Annotated in this window: 20 protein-coding genes; 14 read left to right on the forward strand and 6 right to left on the reverse strand. The window is 53.0% G+C overall.

What is annotated here, in order from left to right; all coding sequences use genetic code 11:
- Positions 1-5 precede the first annotated feature (5 nt).
- The 8 genes from HY394_01525 (at position 6) to HY394_01560 (ending at position 6,306) form a co-directional block, all read left to right on the forward strand.
- On the forward strand, positions 6-2,297 hold the full coding sequence (locus HY394_01525) for a type II secretion system F family protein (GenBank protein ID MBI4052695.1): 2,292 nt from the start codon (positions 6-8) through the stop codon (positions 2,295-2,297).
- Positions 2,298-2,309: 12 nt separating this feature from the next.
- Positions 2,310-2,741, forward strand: coding sequence for a hypothetical protein (locus HY394_01530; protein ID MBI4052696.1), 432 nt, complete (start codon positions 2,310-2,312; stop codon positions 2,739-2,741).
- Positions 2,742-2,811: 70 nt separating this feature from the next.
- Positions 2,812-3,417: a hypothetical protein gene (locus HY394_01535; GenBank protein ID MBI4052697.1), complete on the forward strand. Its 606-nt coding sequence runs from the start codon at positions 2,812-2,814 to the stop codon at positions 3,415-3,417.
- A 127-nt stretch (positions 3,418-3,544) separates the two neighbouring features.
- On the forward strand, positions 3,545-3,724 hold the full coding sequence (locus tag HY394_01540) for a hypothetical protein (GenBank protein MBI4052698.1): 180 nt from the start codon (positions 3,545-3,547) through the stop codon (positions 3,722-3,724).
- A gap of 4 nt (positions 3,725-3,728) precedes the next feature.
- Complete coding sequence (locus HY394_01545; GenBank protein MBI4052699.1) at positions 3,729-4,301, forward strand: hypothetical protein; 573 nt, start codon at positions 3,729-3,731, stop codon at positions 4,299-4,301.
- Positions 4,302-4,345: 44 nt separating this feature from the next.
- Complete coding sequence (locus HY394_01550) at positions 4,346-4,987, forward strand: hypothetical protein (protein MBI4052700.1); 642 nt, start codon at positions 4,346-4,348, stop codon at positions 4,985-4,987.
- A gap of 12 nt (positions 4,988-4,999) precedes the next feature.
- Entirely contained in the window at positions 5,000-5,560 is a 561-nt protein-coding gene (locus HY394_01555) for a hypothetical protein (GenBank protein MBI4052701.1), read from the forward strand.
- Positions 5,545-6,306 carry a hypothetical protein gene (locus tag HY394_01560; GenBank protein ID MBI4052702.1) on the forward strand — a complete coding sequence of 254 codons (762 nt, stop codon included), beginning with the start codon at positions 5,545-5,547 and terminating at the stop codon, positions 6,304-6,306. The genes HY394_01555 and HY394_01560 overlap by 16 nt, the downstream gene beginning before the upstream one ends.
- 50 nt (positions 6,307-6,356) lie before the next feature.
- On the opposite strand, the gene HY394_01565 is transcribed toward HY394_01560, so the two are convergent.
- Positions 6,357-8,597 (reverse strand): hypothetical protein, encoded by a 2,241-nt coding sequence (locus tag HY394_01565; GenBank protein MBI4052703.1) that lies wholly within the window; start codon positions 8,595-8,597, stop codon positions 6,357-6,359.
- Positions 8,598-8,660: 63 nt separating this feature from the next.
- Here HY394_01565 and HY394_01570 point away from each other — a divergent pair, with 63 nt between their 5' ends.
- From HY394_01570 to HY394_01590, 5 genes are read left to right on the forward strand one after another with little or no spacing between them, the layout of a single operon-like run.
- Positions 8,661-9,191, forward strand: a complete 531-nt coding sequence (locus tag HY394_01570) for a hypothetical protein (GenBank protein MBI4052704.1) — start codon at positions 8,661-8,663, stop codon at positions 9,189-9,191.
- 9 nt (positions 9,192-9,200) lie between these two features.
- Positions 9,201-13,802: a hypothetical protein gene (locus HY394_01575; GenBank protein ID MBI4052705.1), complete on the forward strand. Its 4,602-nt coding sequence runs from the start codon at positions 9,201-9,203 to the stop codon at positions 13,800-13,802.
- Positions 13,803-13,852: 50 nt separating this feature from the next.
- Positions 13,853-14,245, forward strand: coding sequence for a DUF120 domain-containing protein (locus HY394_01580; GenBank protein MBI4052706.1), 393 nt, complete (start codon positions 13,853-13,855; stop codon positions 14,243-14,245).
- 28 nt (positions 14,246-14,273) lie between these two features.
- Positions 14,274-14,759 carry a riboflavin synthase gene (locus HY394_01585; GenBank protein MBI4052707.1) on the forward strand — a complete coding sequence of 162 codons (486 nt, stop codon included), beginning with the start codon at positions 14,274-14,276 and terminating at the stop codon, positions 14,757-14,759.
- A gap of 47 nt (positions 14,760-14,806) precedes the next feature.
- A complete protein-coding gene (locus HY394_01590; GenBank protein MBI4052708.1) occupies positions 14,807-15,217 on the forward strand; it encodes a 6,7-dimethyl-8-ribityllumazine synthase in 411 nt (136 codons plus the stop codon).
- 75 nt (positions 15,218-15,292) lie between these two features.
- On the opposite strand, the gene HY394_01595 is transcribed toward HY394_01590, so the two are convergent.
- The 5 genes from HY394_01595 to HY394_01615 form a co-directional block, all read right to left on the reverse strand.
- Positions 15,293-16,045 (reverse strand): hypothetical protein, encoded by a 753-nt coding sequence (locus tag HY394_01595; GenBank protein MBI4052709.1) that lies wholly within the window; start codon positions 16,043-16,045, stop codon positions 15,293-15,295.
- A gap of 21 nt (positions 16,046-16,066) precedes the next feature.
- Positions 16,067-16,825, reverse strand: a complete 759-nt coding sequence (locus HY394_01600) for a proteasome assembly chaperone family protein (protein MBI4052710.1) — start codon at positions 16,823-16,825, stop codon at positions 16,067-16,069.
- 262 nt (positions 16,826-17,087) lie between these two features.
- Entirely contained in the window at positions 17,088-17,966 is an 879-nt protein-coding gene (locus tag HY394_01605) for a type II secretion system F family protein (protein ID MBI4052711.1), read from the reverse strand.
- 76 nt (positions 17,967-18,042) lie between these two features.
- Positions 18,043-18,876, reverse strand: coding sequence for a type II secretion system F family protein (locus HY394_01610; protein ID MBI4052712.1), 834 nt, complete (start codon positions 18,874-18,876; stop codon positions 18,043-18,045).
- Positions 18,873-20,330, reverse strand: a complete 1,458-nt coding sequence (locus tag HY394_01615; protein ID MBI4052713.1) for a type II/IV secretion system ATPase subunit — start codon at positions 20,328-20,330, stop codon at positions 18,873-18,875. Before HY394_01615 ends, HY394_01610 begins: the two co-directional genes overlap by 4 nt.
- A 111-nt stretch (positions 20,331-20,441) precedes the next feature.
- On the opposite strand from HY394_01615, the gene HY394_01620 reads away from it, so the two are divergent.
- On the forward strand, positions 20,442-21,350 hold the full coding sequence (locus tag HY394_01620) for a class I SAM-dependent methyltransferase (GenBank protein MBI4052714.1): 909 nt from the start codon (positions 20,442-20,444) through the stop codon (positions 21,348-21,350).
- Positions 21,351-21,380: the final 30 nt, after the last annotated feature.

The following is a 21,380-nucleotide window of genomic DNA, read 5'->3' on the forward strand; positions in this document are numbered from 1 at the left end:
TTGAAATGATGCGCAAAACCCGCGATGCCGGCGATTCGTTTTCTTTGGGGCGGCTGTATAGGCAGATTCCTGGCGAGGACCTGTCCGAAGGCGACCTTGAACGCAAGCTTTTCAAGAAGCCCGTCCCGTTTTTCGTGCGCTTCTGCAGGAACATCCACAAAGCGTTTCCTTCGCTCGGCAGGGGCGCAAAGTTTGAAAAAAAATTCGCGGAGGCAATCAGCTTCCTGGGCTGGGACCTCAAGGCGGAGGAGCTGTCCGCCGCGTCAAAAATAGTGCTGCTCGGCTCTGTTGCCCTGGGCTTCATTTTTGTCCTGCTTGCGGTTTTTTCGCCTTTGCGGGACATTTTTTCCGGCATTTTCGGTCCGTTCGGGCTGATAATGTCAGGCGGCTTTGCCGTGATAATTGTCCTCATGGTTTCCAGTTTTTTCCAGAACTATCCCCTGGGCGTTGCCGAGAAGGAAAAAACGCGCGCCCTCACGTATGTTCCGGAAATAATGGGCTACATGATAATGTCCATGAAGCTTGTGCCGAACCTTGAGAAGGCGGTCGAGTTTGCCGCCGGCCATGGAAAGGGGAAAATCGCCGATGATTTCCGCGATGCGATCTGGAACGTTCAGATAGGCGTTTTCTCATCGCTGTCCGAAGCTTTGGATGACCTGGCTTTGCGCTGGGGAAAATTTTCCGAAGAATTCAAGCGCTCCATGATGATGGTGCGCGCCTCCGTGCTGGAGGGTTCGGAGGACAAGCGCTTCGAGGTACTGGACAAGACAATGGACATAATCCTGGATTCGGTGCGCGTCAAAATGGAACGGTATGCACGGGATTTGCAGCAGCCCGCAACCATACTGTTCTATCTGGGCGTCATATTGCCGCTGATTCTCGTCATCATACTGCCTGTCGGAAGCGCTTTCACGGGCCAGGCTTTTGCCAGGCCGGAAATACTGGCGTTCATCTACAACCTTGCCCTGCCCGCCCTGACAATTGTTTTTGCGTTCAAGGTAATCAATTCCAGGCCCCCGACTTACGAGCCGCCTGTAATCCCGGACAATTTTCCGTCTCTGCCGCCGAAAGGCAAAATGAAAATCGGCGGGTCGTTTTTTGACATACGGCTTGTGGTGGCAACAATTTTCCTGATCGGCCTGCTCGGCTCGGTTTTCCTTTCAGCGCAGGGCATTCCCCCCAAGTCGATGATTTCCCTGGACGACGTGCAGTTGCTCAAGGCCGACAGGAACAGGGAGGAACTTCTGAAGCAGAAAACCAATTATGAAAACTATTTCAGCGAGGGCGGGCCGCTTTACCTGCAGAAGCTCTCGCAGGGCGTTGCTCCTGAGGCTGCAATGGAACAAGTCAGGCTTGAAGAGCTCAAATTTTATCTTGCGCCGGAAAACGACGTCACGCCGTACAACCTTTTCTTCGGCCTGATAATAACCATCGGACTGTGCTTTTTCATTTTTTTCCATTTTTCAAGCGTTTACAAGTTCGAGGCCCAGCAGAAAATAATGCAGATGGAATCAGAGTTCAAGGATTCGCTGTACATTCTTGCCTCGCGGCTCGGAGAAAACAAGCCGATGGAGGAAGCCTTGCGGCACACAAAGGAGTTTTTGCCCGAACTCACGATTTCCAACCGCGTTTTCGGCCGCACAATGGACAACATAAACCTTTTGGGCATGCCATTGGAGGCGGCTGTGTTCGACAAGACTTATGGCGCGATGCGCGACCTGCCGTCAAAAACAATCGGCAGCGGCATGAAACTGATCGTGGATGCCGTGCAATTGGGCGTCAACGTTGCAGCGCGCACCCTCATTTCTTTCTCATTGCAGCTTTCCAACATGGAGAAAGTGAACAGGCTCCTGAAAGACCTGATAAACGACACAACATCTTCAATGAACACAATGGTGACTTTCGTAATGCCGATCGTCCTTGGCATAACGACCGCGCTGCAGAGGATTGTCCTGAACACTCTCGCAGGAGTCGCGTCAAGCGGAACGATCCAGAATGCCGGTTCGCAGTCGTCTTTGGGTGGGACGCCGCTGGCCGGCTTTTCCGGAATCTCAACCCAGTTCGCAAGCCCGGAAGTTCTGCCATCCCTTGCCACGCCATTGCAGTTCCTTTTCATTATCTCGCTTTATGTCCTGGAAATAACAGTAATCATCACCTATTTCAACACTAAAATCCAGGAAGACAATGACCTGGCGACAAGGCTTGCAATCGCAAAATCCGTGCCCATAGCTTTAAGCGTTTTCATTCTGGCGGTCATTGTTTCCAACATTGTCGTGGGCGGCGCGCTGGCAAGCTGAATGGTGAGTTGAATGGACGAGCGCGGGCAGTATTTTGAGGGCTTCCGGCTTATAGTGGAAGCGGTAATGGCGCTGGCAATCCTTGCGATAATTGTCGGGGCAATATCCTATTTCGAGCAATTGCGGATTGACGTCAGCATCAGCCAGATTGAACAGGGCTTTTTCGACTCGTTCGAGGCATCGGACGGCAGTGTCATAAAAAAATCCGGCCTGGAGATTCCGCAGATGGAGCTTTCCTCGGTTTATTTTGCAAAACAGGTCAACCTCGGCCAGGAATGCATTGAATTCGATTCATCCGGCATTTCGAATTATTCCGTTTTTCCCGGCAGGCACGGCATAAAAATAAATTCTCTGACAAAAGCCGACGTTTTCTTCAAATGCCAGCGCGACACCCTGGGCTGTGACAGCCATTGCACGATCAGCTTCGGCAAAAAGCTTTCCTAGCCGTTCCGCCGGTTCCCTTTTTTACGAAAACGCTTAAATAGTAGTTTCGGGCTTTTACATAGCAAATCAAATGGTTGTTTTCAGGGTGATTTTTTTGGTGCGAAAGTTTTCCATGAACGAAAAAGGCCAGGCCTTTGACACTTTTAAGCTGCTGATTGCGGCAATCGTTGCAATCGCAATCCTTACAATTCTTTTCCAGATTTTCGGCCTGATTCCGACCAATCTCCTGCAGTCGAATCCGACCGAGGCCGCGGCCGACAAGCTCAAGACCGCGACGAACAAGCTTGCCTTGGCGCAGACGACCAAGGACGTTGTTTTTGACAGGACGAACAACGAGTTCTCGAACAGGCCGATTTCCAAGGTTTCAGGCGTGCCGATCGGGCCGGAACAGATTTGCGTGTTGAGGGGCTATTTTGCCGACAACCCGGAATTTGAATTTATATCGGAAGGCCAATCCATTAGCTACAAGGGCAACAGCCCCAAGCCCGCCAAGATAACGGTTTTGTGCGACAGCGGCGCGGGCGAGCTTGCAAGCGATTTGGAACAGCAGCCACTGCTTGCGGCGGATGTCGAGAAGGACGGCGGCCTTGCTACCTGCGGCAGCCTGCCTGCCTGCACCGAGTCAAGCACTGAAACCTGCTGCATCATTGTTCTGAGAAGCGGAGGCGGCGCGTAAAGCCGCTTCTGTTTTTTTTTCCCGGCGGCTTGTTTTTTTCCTCCCGTCTCCCCGTTTTTTTTCTTCCGCCTGCCTTGTTTTTTCCTGCTAAACCTTTATATTCAACTTTCTCTTTCTATTATTCTGCATGTTTTCGTTTTCCGAATTGCTGTCCGAGGAGCGCGCGCAAGGCGAATGGAGTTCGCTTTACATGCTCATCGTGCTCATAATTGCCGCGCTTGTCCTTGTCTCGGTTGTCAAGCCCATGTTCAGGCAGTCGCAGAAAATCGTCACGCAAAAGGTTGCCGACGCAAAGCAGGGTGCTTAGCATTATGGACAGCAGAGGCCAGGAATCCGCGCCTTTCGAGTTGCTTGTTGCGGTCATTGTCATGGGCTTTGTCATCGCCATCGGCTACCAGGCCTTGGGCATTCTGAACAACCAGCTTTGCGAGGGCAAAATCGAGGCTTCCCTGAACAATTTCCGGTCAAAGCTTGAAATCGCAGTGACGCAGAAAACCCCGCAGGAATTCTCATTCGAACTGCCATGCTACAACAAGGCGAAAAGCTCGGTGAAAATTCAGGAGTGGCGCGATGCGAAGATTTGCGCGAACGAGTGCCAGCGCTCGTCCGACGCGTGCACTTTGCTGACTTACACTTATTCGGGCAGCGAGAACCCGGATTTTTCCGTGCGCACCTGCCTTGAAATTCCCATCACGACCAGTTTTCCTTCACAGGAAAACTGCGGCACCGGAAGCAAGTGCGACTGCAGGGATGCTCCGGACCAGGGGGGATTCATTTTGCAGAACTTTTCAATCGCGGTTCCGGACGGGAAATACCAGCTTGTGAACAAGACCGACGTGCAGGACCCGAATCCGACTGTCTGCGCGTACTGGAAGGGGCGTTGAAGAATGCGTTTTGCTTGGGTTCGTGCGCTTGGAGGTGTTGAGTCATGCTCGGCTTTTCCTTGAGCAAACTGAACCTGCTGATCTTGGTTGTGGCGCTGTTCGCGATTGTTTCCTATTTCTATCTGGGCCTTTCCGACATTCTCGTGGCGGACAAGGCAAGGCAGGTTGCGGACAAGTATTACGGCGAAATCCTGAACAGGGCGCAAACCGATTCCCTGTGCAATTCCAAGACCGGGATAATTTTTCCGCGCTCAATCAGCGTGTCCGGCGGCGACAGGTTTTACGTGGCGCAGATTTCAAAGTTCGAGCCCGCGGATCCGGACAAGCTGGATTCCGTGGTTTTCAAGGTCGTGAACAGGAAGGACCGGAAACTGGTGTATGCCGCGAAATCCTTTGACGTCAACGCGACAATCCGGCTTTTCAGCTGGGACCCGAAGACAAGCACGGTTACCGAGGAACCGCCTGACGGCATGATTTCAATCGACCCGCAGTCGGCTCCAAGGCCCGTCGACGGCATGAACGTTGTCAAGGAAACTTTCCAGGGCCAGAATTTCGTTTACGTCATTGCATGCTCGTCGGTTTCCGGGATTTGCGAGCTTAACTCCGGCATTGTCGGCTGCAAGGTCAAGGCGGAGCGCGGCATTGCGTCAAGCTGCATTGCGCCGGCCGACCCGTGCCCGGCATGAAAAGGTTTTTTTATGCACAGGATTTTTTCGCAGTCAGGGTTTCTTGGCCCGATCGGCGACGATTTGCCCAGCTTAATCCCGCTCATTGTTTCGCTTATGGTTTTCTTTTCGACTTTTTCGTTTTCATTCAACGCTTTCGATTCGAAAAAGGAAAGCTTTGATGCCGCGGTTTCCATTCTGCGGGTTTCAGGCGCTTTGAGGGGCAACTCGTATTTTTCGGGCCTTGCCGACTTCAAGGCGAAATGCTCGCAGATTTCGGACCGGCGCTTCAACTTTGTCGCAGGCCTGATGGAACTGCCTGAAAACCCTTTCGATCCAGCCGATCCGGCGCATTTCAGGGGCGTGGACATCGCAGATCTCGGCGGAGGCTTTTACAATACGCCTTCCGACACGGAAAAATTCGAGTGCTCGAACGTCCTGGATCCGGCATCCGATTATCCGGACATTCACAGCAGGGATTTGATTGTGAGGCTTTTTCCGGTCGCATTGGAGCTTAACGCGGACGACGGCATTCAAAGCGGCTTTGCAATAAAGCCAATGGTCCTGGTGGTGGCAGTATGGCGCCCCGGCTAGGCGAGAAAGGCCAGGCTTCACTGACCGACTCGATGTTTTTTCTCATAATCGTTTCGGCTTTGTCGGTTTTCCTTTTTTCGTTTTCGGTTTCCTATGGCATGGGCGTAAGCCAGCAGCTTGTCCGCGAGTACAGGTCCGAGTTTGCGGCTTCCGCCATGAAATCCATTCTTTATTCGAGCGTTCCGAGGCAGGCATCCGACAGGCTTGAAAACGCTTCCGAAGTCGACTATCTTCTTGCGGCAATCAAGGAGGATTACGCGGATGACCAGCTTCTGGACCTGACAAGGGAGACGATTGCAAGGCGCGTGGTTTCCGTAATGGAACCGTTGTCGGATTCGTTCGACTACGTTTTTTTCATTTACCTTCCTTCAACCACTTCGCCTTCAGGCAGGTTTCCGTTTGTGCTGTTTTACCACAACGATTTTTCCTTTCCGGCCGGGCGAAGATCCACTGATGCAGGCAATCCCATTGTGGTTTCTTCGGGCAGGGCCTATTTCTGCGACCCGGTTTCAAAGGACGTCATAACGAACAGGCTTCTGCCTGCGGTGGGCGACGTGGCTTTCGCAAGCAACAGGCTTGAGCTTTTCTCCAACAACGCCGCCGGCCCGAATCAAAAGGTTTTGGCTGAAATCGGCCTGGCAATGTGGCCGACAACCGTTCTGCCGGAAAGCGTCTGGGACCCGGCCAACAATCCAGGCAACCTGAACTGCGATTTGGCGGCCCCGATGGAAGTGCGCACGGGCTGAAAAAAAAGAATTGCGATTTTTTTTTGGCAATTGCCGGTTTTGTCCTGCCTTTACGCGCGCGCCCTGACTTCGGTTCCGCATTGCGGGCAAGTGTATTTGACCATTCCGTCCGGCTGCTTTTCCATTTTTTTCGCGCAGTGCGGGCAGTAGGCTGTTCCACACCCGGAACAGAAGACAAGCTCCTCGGTTTTGCTTTTGCAGTTCGGGCACGTGTTCTTGTCGGTTTCAACGGTTTTCTTGAAGCCAGTGCCCTCGTCAAGCTCTGAAATCCTAAGCTCTTCGTCTTTTCCGAGGTTCAGCTCGGATAGGTCGAATTCGTCCACGGGCTTTCCTTCATTGCCTTCGATGCCGATGCTTTCACTGCTTTCGGCTTCGGGAATCTCAAGCACTTCTTCCGCGTCTCCGGACCCGCTTTCATCTTCTTCGGGGAGCTCCGCGTTTTCAGCGCCCTCTTTTTCACTGTCCTGTTCATCTTCCTCTTTTTGCCGCGTCAATGCCCTCTGCCTTCTTGTCATGAACCCGCCGGATTTTTCTGCGGCAACTGCTTTTCCGGTGATTTGCGCTTCGCCTTCCTCCGGCTCATTGCGCAGCCTGCTTTTTTCAAGCTGGCTGTAAACGTTTTCGGCTATTTCGTCAAGCTCTTTTCTTGTCGGCTCGCGGTTCGCTTTCTCCCTGAACCTTTGGATCTGGCTTTTGGCCTCATTTTTGATTATCTGGCTTTCAATGTCGTTTTCGCGCCTGTCCGCCTCGGCCCTGTCTTCGACGCCCATCTGGCCTTCAAGGTCTTCTTCCATTTCTTTTTCTTCGGGCCCGCTTCCGGAAAAGCGCGCGCCAGCGCCCTGCATTGTTTCATGGCGCCGCCTCAGCCTTCTTGGAACAAACTCTTCTTTCGCCGTCTGGCCCATGGCGGGTTCCCTGCCTTTTGGCGCCGCCTGTCCGCCTTTAAGCGTTTTCATTGCCTCGATTATGCGCCTGATTTCCTCCTTTTTTTCCCTGTCGGAGCGGCTGTCCACGCGGGTTTGAACACTGCCGGAAACAGTTTCAGGCTGTGCGGCTTTTTCCGCGGTCTGTGATTCCGATGGCTTTCCGAAGAATAATCCGAAAAGCGGTTTGCCCTGCCTTTCATCCCTTGCCTGTTCCCTGGTTGCTGACCTGTCCGCGGTTTGAAGTGCGGGTGCAGCTTTTGACTGTGTTTCTTTTGCCTGTGCCGCTTTCTCCTGCCCGGCCTTTTCCGCTTCCGTTTTTTTGCGCTCCTCAAGCCTTGCCTTGACGCTTTCCTGCCGGGGCTCTGCGATAATTTTTTTAAGCGCTGACAATTCCTTTTGCGGTTCTCCCCCGCCAAGTTTTGCGGCAGGCTTTCCGCCGTCCTTCGGCTTCAGCTTTTCCCATTCCCTGTCCAGCGCCTTCACGTCCACTTTTTGTTCAGGCTTGCCCGTGCCGAACAGGAAAGGCTTTTTCTGTTCGGCTTTCCGCTCTTCGGCTTTAGCGGTTTCCGGCTGCTCAGGCTTTTCGGTTTCAATTTTTTCCCGTGCCGGCGCTTCAACCATTGCAGGCTTCGGCTTTTTTGCGAACACCGCGGAAATGCTTTTGCGCAGGCTGTCAGCGAGGCTTTCCCCGCCGGTTTCCTTCTGCTTCGCGCCCTGGACTTCCGCGGGCTGTGCGGCAAGGATTTTTTCCCTTGCAACCTGGCTCGCGCTCTTCGCCGAACGCCCGGCGGGTGCGCGTTGAGGGGTATCGCTGACGCTCAACCCCTCTGCCTGCACTGCTGCAGCTGTCAGAGTTGTGTTTGCTGTTGGCATTTGCGTTTTCAGCGTCCCGGTTTTTTCCTGCGGCTTTGCCTTCAGCATTTTTTCCGCGGCAATGCTTTGCACGGCTTTTTCCTCGCGCTCTTTTTTCTTGTCAAGGAACCGCTCAAGCCTTGACCTCTTCTCCTCGGTCAAAGGCGAGGCGATGAGTTCCGAGCCGAACGCCTTTTTTGTCACGACAACGTCGACTTTTTTCGGCCCGACGACTTTTCTGCGCAATGAAAGGAATGCGTGCGTTCCGATTGCCGCGGCTGCAAGCACCGGAATGAAAGTTTCTTTCGCACCGGCGAATTCCGCGGCAAAGGAGACTGCCGAGACCGCTATTGAAAAGCCCGCGCCTATGAGAACGGCCCATCCGACCTTGTAGCTTGTGTCGATGCTCCTCACTTTTGGCCAGCCGGAGCGCAGGAAAAGGTAGCCTATGGAAGCGGAACCGGCAAAAGCGTAAGCAGGCAGGATTCCGAGGATTTCCATCTGCACGGCCATGGTTTTTCCGCCTTTAAAAGAAACCTTTTATATTAGTTTTAACATAGTCCTTTGGATGGCTCCATGGCACAATCCCTTCTTGATTCAATCGTTTTTCCATCAATTTCCCTTCTCGTGCAGGTACTTTTATTGTCGGTCCCGGTTTTTTTTCTAGCGCTTTTTTCGGGCATGATTTCCTCGAAGCTTTCAAAAAAATTCAGGTTCAACTGGCTCCAGTCGACAGTGGTTTCGACATATTTAGTTGTTTTCCTCTTAATATTCTTTTTGTATTTGTTCCCGGTTTTTTCCGTTGCTCCCGATGTCAGGGCGGGAACGCCGCCCGAAGGCCTCCGGTTGTCATTCATGGAGCAGGCTTTCCAGTGGATTGTAATCTTCGCCGGCCTGCTTTTCAAGGCAATTGTCTTCTCGGTACTGCTCCTGCCGCTCGAATTTGTCGCCGCCCTGATTTTTGATTATTCGTCGAAACGCATTTCAAAGACGGCCTGGTTCAGCGTCTTTGTTTCGGTTTATGCAACCACTCTTTTCGGCTTTCTCGTGCTGCTGTTCAATCCATGGCTCGCAGAGGGCCTCATTTTTTTGCTTTATTGGGGGTAAAGGATTTTCATGCGCCGACATTTTGCTGACAGGATTTTTTCGCTCTTTGCAGTCTTCCTGATGCTCGGCGCCAACTTTTCCTTTGCCGCCGCGCAGCCGCAGCCTGCAGGCGCACAGGCAAATGCGCCCGGAAGCATTGGAAGCGCGGGGAACGCTTCAACACCAAACCTTGCACCAACCACGCAAGCGCAGTTTGCCTGCTCATCCGAATCGATTTCGCCGCAGGAACTGCAAAAACTGATGGACGCCACCACTAACAACGGCTTCGAGGGCAAGGAACTCTCTTCGGGCACGGGCGCGAAAAAAGACAGGGGAGAACTGGACCAGAACACGCTTGTTTTGCCGACCGGCGAGGGAAGCAATGCCGTGAGGCGCAATGTTCCAAGCCAGGAGATTTCCCCCGATGAGACTGCGCATTTGCTCAACTCGTTTGTTGCAGGGCCGTTCGCTTTCGGCCTCGTGCTGTCCGACACTTTGCGCGTGGGCAGGTGCAAGGACCAGGATTCGAACGAGAACTGCGCATTGCAGGGCAAAAACCTTGCCTACCGCAATTCAGGTGCGGGCATAAAGGAAGATTTCCGCAATGTCTGGGACGATTTCAAGACAATTTTCGTGGAAAAGCCGGCCGAGATTTCAAACGACGAGTATGACGCGTTGCGCGCCAACTTCGCGCAGTCGACTGGAATTTCTCCCGAGCAGCTAAATCAGCTGCAGGATGCGCAGGACGCGAACAAAGCGGTTTCAAATGAGGACAAGAGCCTGCTTGCGGGCGTTTCCGACGGCGTCAAATCCCTGAAGTACAGGTTTTTCAAGCGCGAGCCGCTTGACGTGATTCCCAACAGCATCCTTTCGGATTCGTTCACGGCTTCCACGCAGACAAACTGCGACAATGCTGCGTGCATAATTTCCAGCTACAGCTTTTTCGACAAGATGTACAACAGCTGGTTTTCCTCGCAGCTCGTGGTTTCGAATTTCGGCCCTTCGCTTTTCGGCGTTGCGCGCAACATGATGAATTGGACCATGACGCGCAACTGGCCGTGGAACATAGAGGACAGCAAGCTCCTGCAGAAAATCCGCACCAAATTCCTCGACCTTGAATTCCTGCCCACGCAGCTAAAAGCGGGTGCGATGCAGCAGAGGGCATACGCCCACGGCCTCGATGATTTGTGGGTTCCGATGATGGAGAACAAGGGCGGATGGGACGGCGGCTATTACCTGTTGAAAGGTCAGAGTTTCAGGAGCTGGGCAAAGCAGATTTTCGACCCGAAAGACGGCGCCTATTACAAGCTCAGCCCAACGCAGAAATCCGAGTTCGGAAAAATTGTCAGGGACCTCAAGTCTTACGCGAAAAGGAAGGAGGCAATCTGGAACGCGGCGGAAGAGGAATACACAACTATTGCAAAGGCCGCTGGAGTAGGCACGCAAGCCGAGATACAGGCAAGGATTGAATTCGGGAAAACTTCCGCCCGGCTCATGCAGAACGACGACGAGTTCCTCAATCTTGATGTTCCGGAATGGTGGACGCGTGATTCAATGGCGGGCCTCTACGATGTCGCGGTCAAGGAGAATTTTTCCGGCCACTACCAGATGCTGAACAAGGACTCGAAAAACATTGACATGATACAGAAGGCGTTCATGGACAAAGGCGACTGGTCGTCTTTTGCGGGCAGCGGATTGAACACCTACGAGGTTTCCAAGCTGGCGGACGGGCGAAGCGCATTGCAGTTCTACAGGGTCGGGCCGAAAGGCCAAGCGACAGAGGCGCATGTAGAGGACCTTGAAAAGAACCTGCCTTTGTTCCATGACAAAATGGTCGTCAACGACAAGGGGGAAAACCTAATCCTCACCGAAACCACTTTGCCTTACATCAAGGAAACCTCGACCGGAACAGTCAAGGTTTACGATGCCGGATGGGAAAAGGCAGAGGCAATTTCACCGGAAGATTTTGCCGGCAAGCTGCTGCACCCGCGCGTGAAGTCGAGGACAATTTCCTTGTTCAACAAGAACGCCGACCAACTCTACCAGTCGCTGATGGAGCAGGGCTTTGTCGACCGGCGCTATTTCTCGCTGCTTGACAAGTACATCACCAACGAGAAGAACGTTTTGCAGGAATACTTTTCCGTTAAGGGCGGGGCAAAGTGGACGCTGTACCCGTTCGGCTACTGGCAGGCAAAGCGCGGCTTCGGCTTCGAGGGCCTCTCCGCCTACCAGCTCCCCGATTCGTGGAGTTCCATCATAGTCTACCACGGCGACGAAAAGATTTTCGACGACGCCTACATCGATTTCTTCTCAAACGAGGGCTCGGACCAGGGCGACATTTTCGTGCAGGTTTTGAACAAGCTGCCGATAAAGATCATTTTGAACGAGGTTTCGGACAAGTACAATCCCGTGAAAAAGCTTTATGATGCTGTGACCGGCAACACCCTGCGCGGCAAGGTCGAGGACATAGCAATCTATTCCTCGACTCCGCCTGAATGTCCGGGCTGCGGCGTTTCCCTGAACTCGGAAAAGCTTGAAACTTTTTCCCCGGCGTTCACGGTAACCAAAAAGTTTGACGCCTACATCCTTGAAAACCCGCAGAGCAATGCCGCCAAGGAAAAAGGCACTACGCTTGTATCGTATGCGCATCACGCTAACCTGAAAGGCAAATCTTCTGAAATCGAGGGGGGCGCGATCGACCTTGTCAAGGCGATGCAGGAAAAGAAAACATGCTCGGACGCAATCAAGGAAGGCGCTTTGGGCTGGACCGCGGGATGGGTCGGAGGCATTGGCAAGGAAAAAAGCGCGTCAAGAGTCGGGGCGGTGCTTGCCTTGGAAGAGTCTGCGGCTTACGCGATTTTCAGTTTCTGGGGCGCAGGGGAAGCGGGCATAATCGCATCACTCGTGCAGCAGACGGTTCTCGCGCCGAAGCTTGCGGACTGCGTCGACTCCGAGGAAGGCTATTACATCCATTTCACCGTGCCGAAAAAAGAGGAGCAGAAGGAAACCGCCAGCTCGGAACAGCTTTCAACCGACAAGGTCAGTGAAATGATTGATTCGGGAACAAAGCAGGTTCTCGGTTCGCTGTCAAACAATCCTGATTCCCTGCTCGGCAAGCAGGCCGAGGAGCTCAAGGGAAAGATAGAAGACCTTGTCGGAAACGCGGCCAAAAACGATTTTGTCGAAGCGATTGTGGGCATGGATGGAAGCTCTTCCGGAAAACTGTCGGGAAAAAAACTGTTTTATTTCTGGTTCAAGGGCATTTTGTCGCCGGCAAAGTACAAGACCGATGGCAGGCGCGTCATAGTCGACCCCAAGACAGGCACGACTCTTGACATAGACTTTGCGAACGGCCGGATTTCCGTCAACGGCCAGCCCACCGTGACAAATCCGGACATAGTGCGGCTTGCAACCACGAACTCCGAAGTTCCGGCAGAGGAGATTCCGCACACCATAACAAAGGTTTCTTTGCCGGACTCGAATGCCGTGATGTTTGAAATGGGCCTCAACTCGGACACCGTTGTTTTGGACCAGGCAGTGCTGAACTGCATCAAGGCAGGCGTTCTGGAGCAGACGGGCGTCGGGCTTTCTTCGAACAACCTTTCCGAGGTTTTCGGCAAAACGCTTGCGATTGCAACCGACTCGCATCCGAACATTCACGCCGACGCATCCGCCAAGCAGATAATTGCCGAGGGCACGCCCAGGCAGATTGTCAGCGGCCAGAATGCGAAAGCTGGCATTCTCGGCAACCGCGAAACCATTTTGAGGGGCGATTCCGAAAAGAGAGTCGGCCTGCTTGAATCAATTCAATTTGAGAATGGCGTAATCATTGTGAAGCCTGAAACAAAGCAGTTGATTGTCTGGCTGAGGCACAACGAAAAAGCCGTTCTTGACCAGAAGGACGTCAGCGGTTTGAAGGCGAAATTGGAAAGCGTGAAGAATCCTTTGACGAGCTGTTCCGAGCCTGCAATAAGCCTTGAGGCACTGCCGACGCAGGGCTCCGACTTAGCGGCCTTCAAGACCCAGCAGTTCAACCAGTCCATTCAGAAGCTCGGGCCGTTCCAGGTCTTTGACACCGACAAAAAGCGGTTCATTCTTTACTCCAAGCTTGAGGGTGGCAAATGCGTTGACTATTTCAAGGTAATTGACAAGGCAACGGGCGAGGTCTATGAGTCGCCCATATCTTCGATTACGCAGACGCCGGACGGCGTGCAGATACAGACTGCGGACGGCCAGACGCACTCACTCGGCTTTTCCGCGGAAAACGGCATTCCGAAAGTTACGTTTGACGGCGGCGCGCCGGAAACCCTGCTTTCCGCGACAGGCAAGAACGGCTCGTTCTATTACAATCCGGACAAGGGCTTGTGGTATCCTGAAAACGGCCAGTTCATTCCGTTGAGCGACGCGTTCAGGCAGCAGGGCGTTACGACTCAGGCCAATCCCGACGGCACGGTTTCAAGCCAGCCCGGCGGAAACGTAATGAACCTGAACATAGGCGACAAGGGTTCGGGCACGCCCTTCAACCTGCCCTCATTGCCGGAATCCGCGGCAATGCAGTTTGCATTCATTGCATTGCTGCTGCTGTCATTCCTTTTCGTGCAGGCGCGTTTTTCGCGTCGCACCGGACCATAAGGGGGCTGACAGCAATTTTTTTAAGCCTGTCCGCCGAACCTTTTCCTTATATGCCTGCAAAACTAAAAGAGCCGCGTGCATTTGAAGGCACGGTGGTTTCGGGAATGCAGAAGGCGCAATCGTTTCTCTCCAAAGATTTTTATGCAGCAGAAATGCTTGGCTGTTTCGGCTTTTCGCCTTTTCCCGGAACGCTTAACATTCGCGCGGACGATGCGGAAGTGCAGCGCGCTATCGCCGGCGGAAAATGCGTTGAAATCGCCGGCAAACACGGGCACGGCGGCCTGAAATGCTACCGCGCCCTGCTGAATGGAACCGAGCCGTGCATTCTTGTCTTTCCCGAAAAATCGTTGCGCGGGGGCGTTGTCGAGATAGTTTCAAAAGGGTTTCTGAGGACAAAATTTTCCTTGAAGGACGGCTCAAAAGTCAGGGTGCTCGTCGAATGAACTGTTTCAATTATTCTGGGTGCATGCAATGAAGCGCATAGGGATCGCGGACACGACTTTTGCAAGGGCCGACATGGGCTCTTTCTGCGAAAAAACCCTGCTTTCCGGAGCAAAGGCAATGGGAAAAAAAATTTCCATTGAACGGTATACCGTTCCCGGCATAAAGGATTTGCCGGTTGCGTGCAAAAAGCTTTTCGACGAAAAGAATTGCGACATTGTCCTTGCATTGGGAATGGCCGGGCCGAAGCCGGTTGACAAGCAGTGCAGCCACGAAGCCTCGCTCGGCATCCAGGCGGTGCAACTGCTTTCAGGCAGGCACATTCTCGAGGTTTTCGTGCACGAAGACGAGGCAACCGGAAACGACGGACTGCTTGCAAAAATAATGGCAAACAGGACGAAAGGGCATGCAATCAACGCTTTATGGCTTTTGTTCGAGCCGCAAACAATGAGAAAAAGGGCGGGCACGGCGAGAAGGCAGGGCTTTGCCGACGAAAAACCCATCAGGCTCGAATGATTTTTTTATTTTGTTTGTTTTTTGGTAAAAATGCGGCTGGTGTTTGGATGAAAAAGATCGGCATAGTTGTTTCCGAATTCAATTCCGCAATCACTTCGAAAATGCTCGGCACTGCGCAGGCATACGCGCAAAAGCTCGGCCTCAAAGCGGAACGCGTCATAAGCGTGCCGGGCGCATTCGACATGCCCCTTGCGATAAAAGCCCTGCTTGAGCGAAGCGACATTGAAGGCGTCGCAACGCTTGGCGCGATAATCACCGGGGAAACATCCCACGATGAAATCATTGCGGCCGCGCTTGCAAAAACAATCCACGATTTGCAGTTGGAGTTCAACAAGCCTGTTTCATTGGGCGTGTCGGGGCCGGGCATGACTGAAAAGCAGGCGAAGGAACGCGCGGAAGAATATGCAAAAAGAAGCGTTGACGCGCTCGCAAAAATGATTGCCGTGCTTGAAAAATAAGCATGGGGCGGGCGATTGTCCGGAAACTCCGCGGCCGGAAAAACTGTTTTTCCCGACCGGCAGTAAAACTGAAACTCACCCTTCTTCCCTGTCCTCTTTTCCCTCATCGTGCTTTGGCGGTGGCGTCGGAACCTTTCCAAGCCTTCCGGCCCGCGCGTAAACCCTGAGTTGCTTTTCCGAAATCTTGAATGCCAGAGTGCCTTCCCTGCTTGACCTGCCCTCATTGAACGCATTTGTCATGCGGTCGTAAGTTTCAACCATTTGCGACCTGATGCTTCTGAGCTTCCTTAGCTTCCAAAACCCGGGCTTGTGGAAAAAAATCCCGATAAAATTAATGGGCAGTTTCCACGGGCTGATGAGATAGAATTTTCCATGCTCGCTCTTTTCGGGCTTGAAAATTGTGAGCATTGGATTGAAGCCCCGCCCAAATTCCTTGATGGCTTCCCACGTAGGATTTGACTTTTTGACCTTTGTTATCATGTCGTCTATTTTTGCAATGCTTTTCTCCTGCTGTTCTATCTGGGTGGCAAGAAGCCTCATTTGCTTTCTTGCGGTCTCCTCGTTTCTTTTCGGCGCCTCCTCGTCCCCCGCTTTCTGTTTTTCCTCAAGGATTTTTTTGCGTTCGTCCAGAGCCGCTTTCTGAAGCTCAGCATCCGCTTCTTCAAGCTCCCGATTGTAGCTTTCGGCGCTTTCAAACTTCCTGCCGAAAAAGTTGAAGTTCCTTTCTTCCGGCCTGCCTTTTTTCGGCTCGCTTTTCCTTTTTTCCGCCAAGAACCGCAGAGGCTTTTCAGCGGGCTTCCTTCTTCCAAATCTAATGCGCAATGCCATCGGATTCACCAGTCTTTCTGTTCACGAGAACATCGGCGTCTGCACTGTCTTGTCCTCAAGCTTTTTTATTTCATCGCCCGTTTTTTTCATTGCGCCAAGGTGCGAGAGCAAAGCCTTCTCCGTTTCCTTCGCCTCCTTGAGCAGGGGAGCGATGTCAAGCCCCAGTCCGGACATTTCGTCAAGCTTTTTCAGCAATACCGCGGCAGCCTTGTAGTCCGCGGAAATCTGGACCCTGCCGAGAAGTGAGACTGCCTGGATGTCCTTGTCCATCAGATCAAGCATTATGAGCGCATTCACGCCGGTCGTGATGCCCTCGTTTATGATTTCAACGCCGTTTTTTTCCAGGAAATCCTTTGCCCTGGCATTCGAGGCTATGCCGTAGATTTTTTCCTTTTCCTCTTCCTCGGTCTTTATGCCGGCAAGGGAAACCACTCTTTCAATGCCCTTGCCCTCGATCCAGTCCACGAGTTCCCTGGCAAAAATCCAGACAAGGTTCTGCGGAATGAGCTGCTCTGCAATGATCACTGCAAGCTTTTTCCTGTCGTTGACGTAAAGCCTCGACGGGTGCACGGGCCTGCCGCCGTGAATCCTGATGATCGGAACGAACGCGTTGGAATCCACGAACCCGATCTGCTCGAAATCAAGCTTTTCGACAAGGTATTTCGCGGCAATCGTGCCGACAAGGCCCATGCCGGGAAAGCCCTCAATGAGTGTATAACCTGAAAGGTTATGCTCGCCTTTTTCAACAAATTCAACCCAATACTTTTTCGATTCAGCCAAGGGAAATCACAATATAAGAAGAGTTTCAGTGTTTTTTAATTTATGTTTTTTTCGCCGGTTTCGTCCGGCTCGCCGTCACGTCCGGGCGCGTTTTCGACCGCGCGTGCCGAAACCAAGGCATATTGCTACGCAATATGCCGAGTATTCCATTAAAGCGTCCGGGGTTTTGCAAGGGGTGCAACCCCTGCGTTTTATCCGGCTGGTCCGATGCCCATGCTCATTTCATTCGCATGGAGCTGCGCGCTGTTGCGCGTTGAGAAACTCAAAAGAACATGCCTGCCGCAAAATACGCAAGAAAGCCCGCCGGAAGCATGAACGCAGCATACAAACAGCCTTTCTTCCAGTCCTTTTCCTGGAATCCGAGGAATGCGGAGGCAAGAATGGCATACTCGGCAATGTACGCCTGGCTGCCGAGAACCGCGGCGTCAAACAATTGTTTCCTCTGCTCCGCCGGAACGCCTAAGCCGAATTCCGCGAACTCCGAAAAATGCATTCCAGACACCATCGAAATTATCATGCCAAGAATGGCCGGAACTATAATTGCGCCGGCAAAAAGCAGGGTATATTTTTGGACTAAAAGGCCCGCCTGCCGTTCCCTGAAAGCGGAAGCGGTTTCAAGCAAATCCTCGGCGGTTTCCCGGAACACGGCTGACATGTCGGCGCCGCTTTCATAGCCGTGCAGCAAAAGGTTCAAAGCCCGGTCCGCGATTGCGCTGTCCGCCCTCTCCGAAAAATCCGCGAACGCCTGCGCAACGCTTTTTCCCGCGGTTATTCCTGCGGCGCATTTCCCGAACTCCTTTCCAAGCCCGCCGAATTCCTCGGAAGCGAACGCTTCAAGGGTTTTTGCCATTGGCGTTTTAGGCGGGAAAACCGATGCCTGCAAAAGCAGGTCCGGAATCATTTCCTCCATTGCCCGGCGCCTGACGCCGAACCGGTAAAGCACGGCAAACGACCTTGATGCGAGCGGCACGAAAAGCAATGCAATGCAAGCAAACAGAATGTGCCCGGCTGGAAGTTTCAGCAAAAACAGCACTCCGAAAAACGCGGCCGCAAGGCCCGCGCCTGAAAGCAGGTTTTCCGAAACAAACGATTCAAAGGTTCTGCCTTTCACGCAAAGCAGTTTTCCGCAAAACGAGCGCATTGCACGCTTTCCAAAAACGGTTTCAAAAAATTTTTCCAGCCGCAAGCATTCCACCAGCCAGTTTTCAGTTTTCCGCCTATTGCATGAACGCCGGCGCCTGGCTTTTCACGAAAAGGAATACCGCCATGTCGAGCAGTGGAAAGCCCGCAATGCAGGCGAGCAAAACCTGCATCGGAGAAAACGAGACTTTCAAAAACGCGCTGCCCACAATCACGAACACCAAGAACATTGCCGGAACAATCGCGGAGACAACGACAAAGACAAGCGACAGCATTGCAAGCTTTGCCGAAAATTCTTTCGCCTGCGCCCTCTGCCTTGACAGGATTTCCGAGGAAACGCGCCTGATTGCCCCGGCTGATTCCGCCGGAGAACCGGAATTGTACGCGAACGCAAGCTGTGCGCACGCGCGCCTGAGGCTCCTTGACGAAAACCTGTTGCCCAAATCGAACAATGCATTCCGCATGCCTTTTCCCTTATGCCTTGTCTCTGCAAGCAGCCTTGAAAACTCCCTGGACACAATTCCATAATTCCTGTTGGAAACGTTTTCCGCGCATTTCTCGAACGCCAGGCCGAGGGACAGCTCGACGGCAAAATCGTTCAACGCGAACGGAAGCTGGCTTTCGACAAGCTGGCTTCGCCTTTTCCCCGCCCCTGCCGGTTCGACAAAAGAAAGGAACACGAATGCCAATGCACCGGCGGCAAGCATTGCACCCAATCCAAGCACAGCGCTTTTCAGGTACAATCCCGCCAAAAGCCACGCAAACAATCCGGCCAGCGCCGACGATTTCGCATTCCGCGCAAAAAACGCCTTGGCATCCGGCCTCTCGTTTCCGGCCGCGAAAAGCCTTTTTTCGGTTTCAACGCAAAGCAATGCGAACCGTTTTTGCACGCCGGCATGCAGGGCTTTCATTCCAAATCATCTCCGGCTCCGATGTCTGCAGCATCCTTCACAACCGCCTTCCCTCCAAGCCCGGCTGCCTTCCTTTTGAGTGCGGCCTTCGCCCCGCCCTCCAAGCCGGCAAAACTTTTCTCCGCCTTTTCAAGAATGCCTTTTCCCCCACCGCATTTCACGAGCCGCCGCCTTGCGTAATCGAAGCCGAAAACCTTTTTCGCAGACGCCTTCCCGCCTTTCAGGCAGACCTCGCAGATTTCGGTTATGCGCCTTTCCTCCTTCACGCCGCCCGGATGAAACGAATTCCACCTGCGCTGCACTACAATCACGCCAATCGAACCCAGGTCCATTTCATTGACGCCAAGATTTTTGAGCCGGTTCAATGTTTCCTGGCCGGACTGGCCGTGAAATGTCGCATAACTTCCCCTGCCCTGTCCAGCAAGCATAGTGTCCACAAAAGCGTTCGCTTCCTCGGAATTCCGCATCTCGCCCACTATGACGCGGTCGGGCCGCATGCGCAAAGTTTCAACTATGAGGGCATTCATTCCAAAGCCGAGCTCGGGCCTTGCGACAAGCCTCACGACGTGCCTGTGCGGAACCCTTATTTCAGGCGTCTCCTCCAGCAATGCAATCCTTTCCTGCAGGGGCACAAAATAAAACAATGCGTTCAAGGTCGTGGTTTTCCCGCTGCCGGTGTTTCCCGCCACAATGACTGACAGGTCGGTCTGCATTGCAAGCCACAAAAAAGCCATTGCCTCGGCGCTGGCAGTGCCATTCCGGCACAATTCTTCCGGAGTGAAAGGCTTCTCCCTGAACTTTCTCACCGTAATCGAAACCCCGTTCAGGCACAACGGTTCAGCCACAACGTTCAGCCTGCAACCGTCCGGAAGATTCGCGTTCAGCCTCGGGGTTTCAAGCGTGATGCGCCTTCCGATGCCGAGAGCCATGCGGTTCGCAAGCTCCACTGCCCTCTCAGCAGTCGAAACGAAAAAATTGCATTCAAGCCATCCGAAAACCGAGTGGAACGCCCTCACGGGATTGTTTTCTCCGGTGCCTGCCACCGCAATCTCCTCTATTTCATGGTCATTGAACAGAACATCAAGCACGCCGAATCCGAGAATGCAGCTTTTCAGGATTTCAATGTACGCATGCACCTGCTCGGAGTCGAGCGAAACAAGGTTGGCAATGCAATACTGCCTCAGGAAATCCGCAACCGCATCGCTTTTTTCAAGCAAAGTCCTTCCGTCCAATGCATCGGCATGCGAACGGAAAAGCTCCAAAGCATCGGCCAAAAAGCCTGCTTCAAGGCAATTCAGCGGCGGCACGGACAACGCAAAATAAACCATGCTTCCATTGCGCAGCCTCAGAATCTCGCAATTTGGCCGCTTTGCAATAATCCTTTCAATGTCAAAGCACTCCCTTGCCAGAACCTTCCAGCCAAGCCTTGCGAAAGCATTCGCCGATTCAGGCATAACGAACAAAAAAAGCGGGAAACAAAAGAATAAAAGCCTTGCCAGTTTTTCGGCAGAAAACGGAATTCCTGAAAAAGTAATAAATACCGGTTTCTTCAATAGGCTTTTGTAATGGCGACTAATCGGAGCGGCGGCAGGAATCCGCCGCATCAAAACCGGCGTGAACCGCTGCGTGACGGCGCACACGTCCCGGCATGGGAAAAAATCCACGATGCCGGGTTAAGAAGCCCCCAGTACCCTGATTCGAATCCGGATTTGCTGGCTGCAAGGGAAATGCTCGCCGAAGCCATGCGGGGCAGGCAGCACCGCATGTTGCTTGACGTCGGAGCCGGCGAGGGGCGCATCACTTCCGGCCTCCGCGGTCCGGGCATAAAAGTCATTTCGCTTGAACCCACATCCGTTCGGCAGTTGCCGCACCAGGTGCCGCAGTTTGCCGTCAGGGGCATTGCCGAGGCCCTGCCATTCGCAAAAGGCTCTTTTGACACAGTCCTCTCGGCTTATGCTCTTGAATATGCAAACCGGGAAAAAGCCGTGCGCGAAATTAGAAGGGCGCTTGCCCCTGGCGGAAAAGCGGTTCTGTTGCTGCACAAGCCGGGCTCGGTTTATGTCAGGCAGCTTGAAGGAATCATAAGGTCAAACTCTGCAATGGTCACTTTCCTTGAACGCATTCGCGGCAACGAATATGAAACCGCTGATGCCGCGCTCTCTGATGCCGCCGCTCTCGGGACAGACGAAACCCTGGCATCACCAACGGCAAGAATGGCGTTCCGGCATTATTTTAACGAAGTAAGGGCCGGAAAGCCAAGTGCAATTGAGCGCACTGAACACAATATTAAAGGAATCCGCGCCATAGTTTCGGCATTTGAACGCACGGTTGTGGACAACAAGCGCCTTTTCCCGAACGGGCTCGCGGTAAAATCGTATTTTGGGATTGCAGGTTTTAACGTTGCCCAGGTAAAAACCGTGCGCCTTCAAGACGGAAGGGAACTGGGCTACGCTGTGCTATTGCAAAAAAAATAAAAAAAGAAGAAATGTGCCCTTCTTCAGGGC

The organism is Candidatus Diapherotrites archaeon, assembly GCA_016205145.1.
Classification (GTDB): domain Archaea; phylum Iainarchaeota; class Iainarchaeia; order Iainarchaeales; family JACQJH01; genus JACQJH01.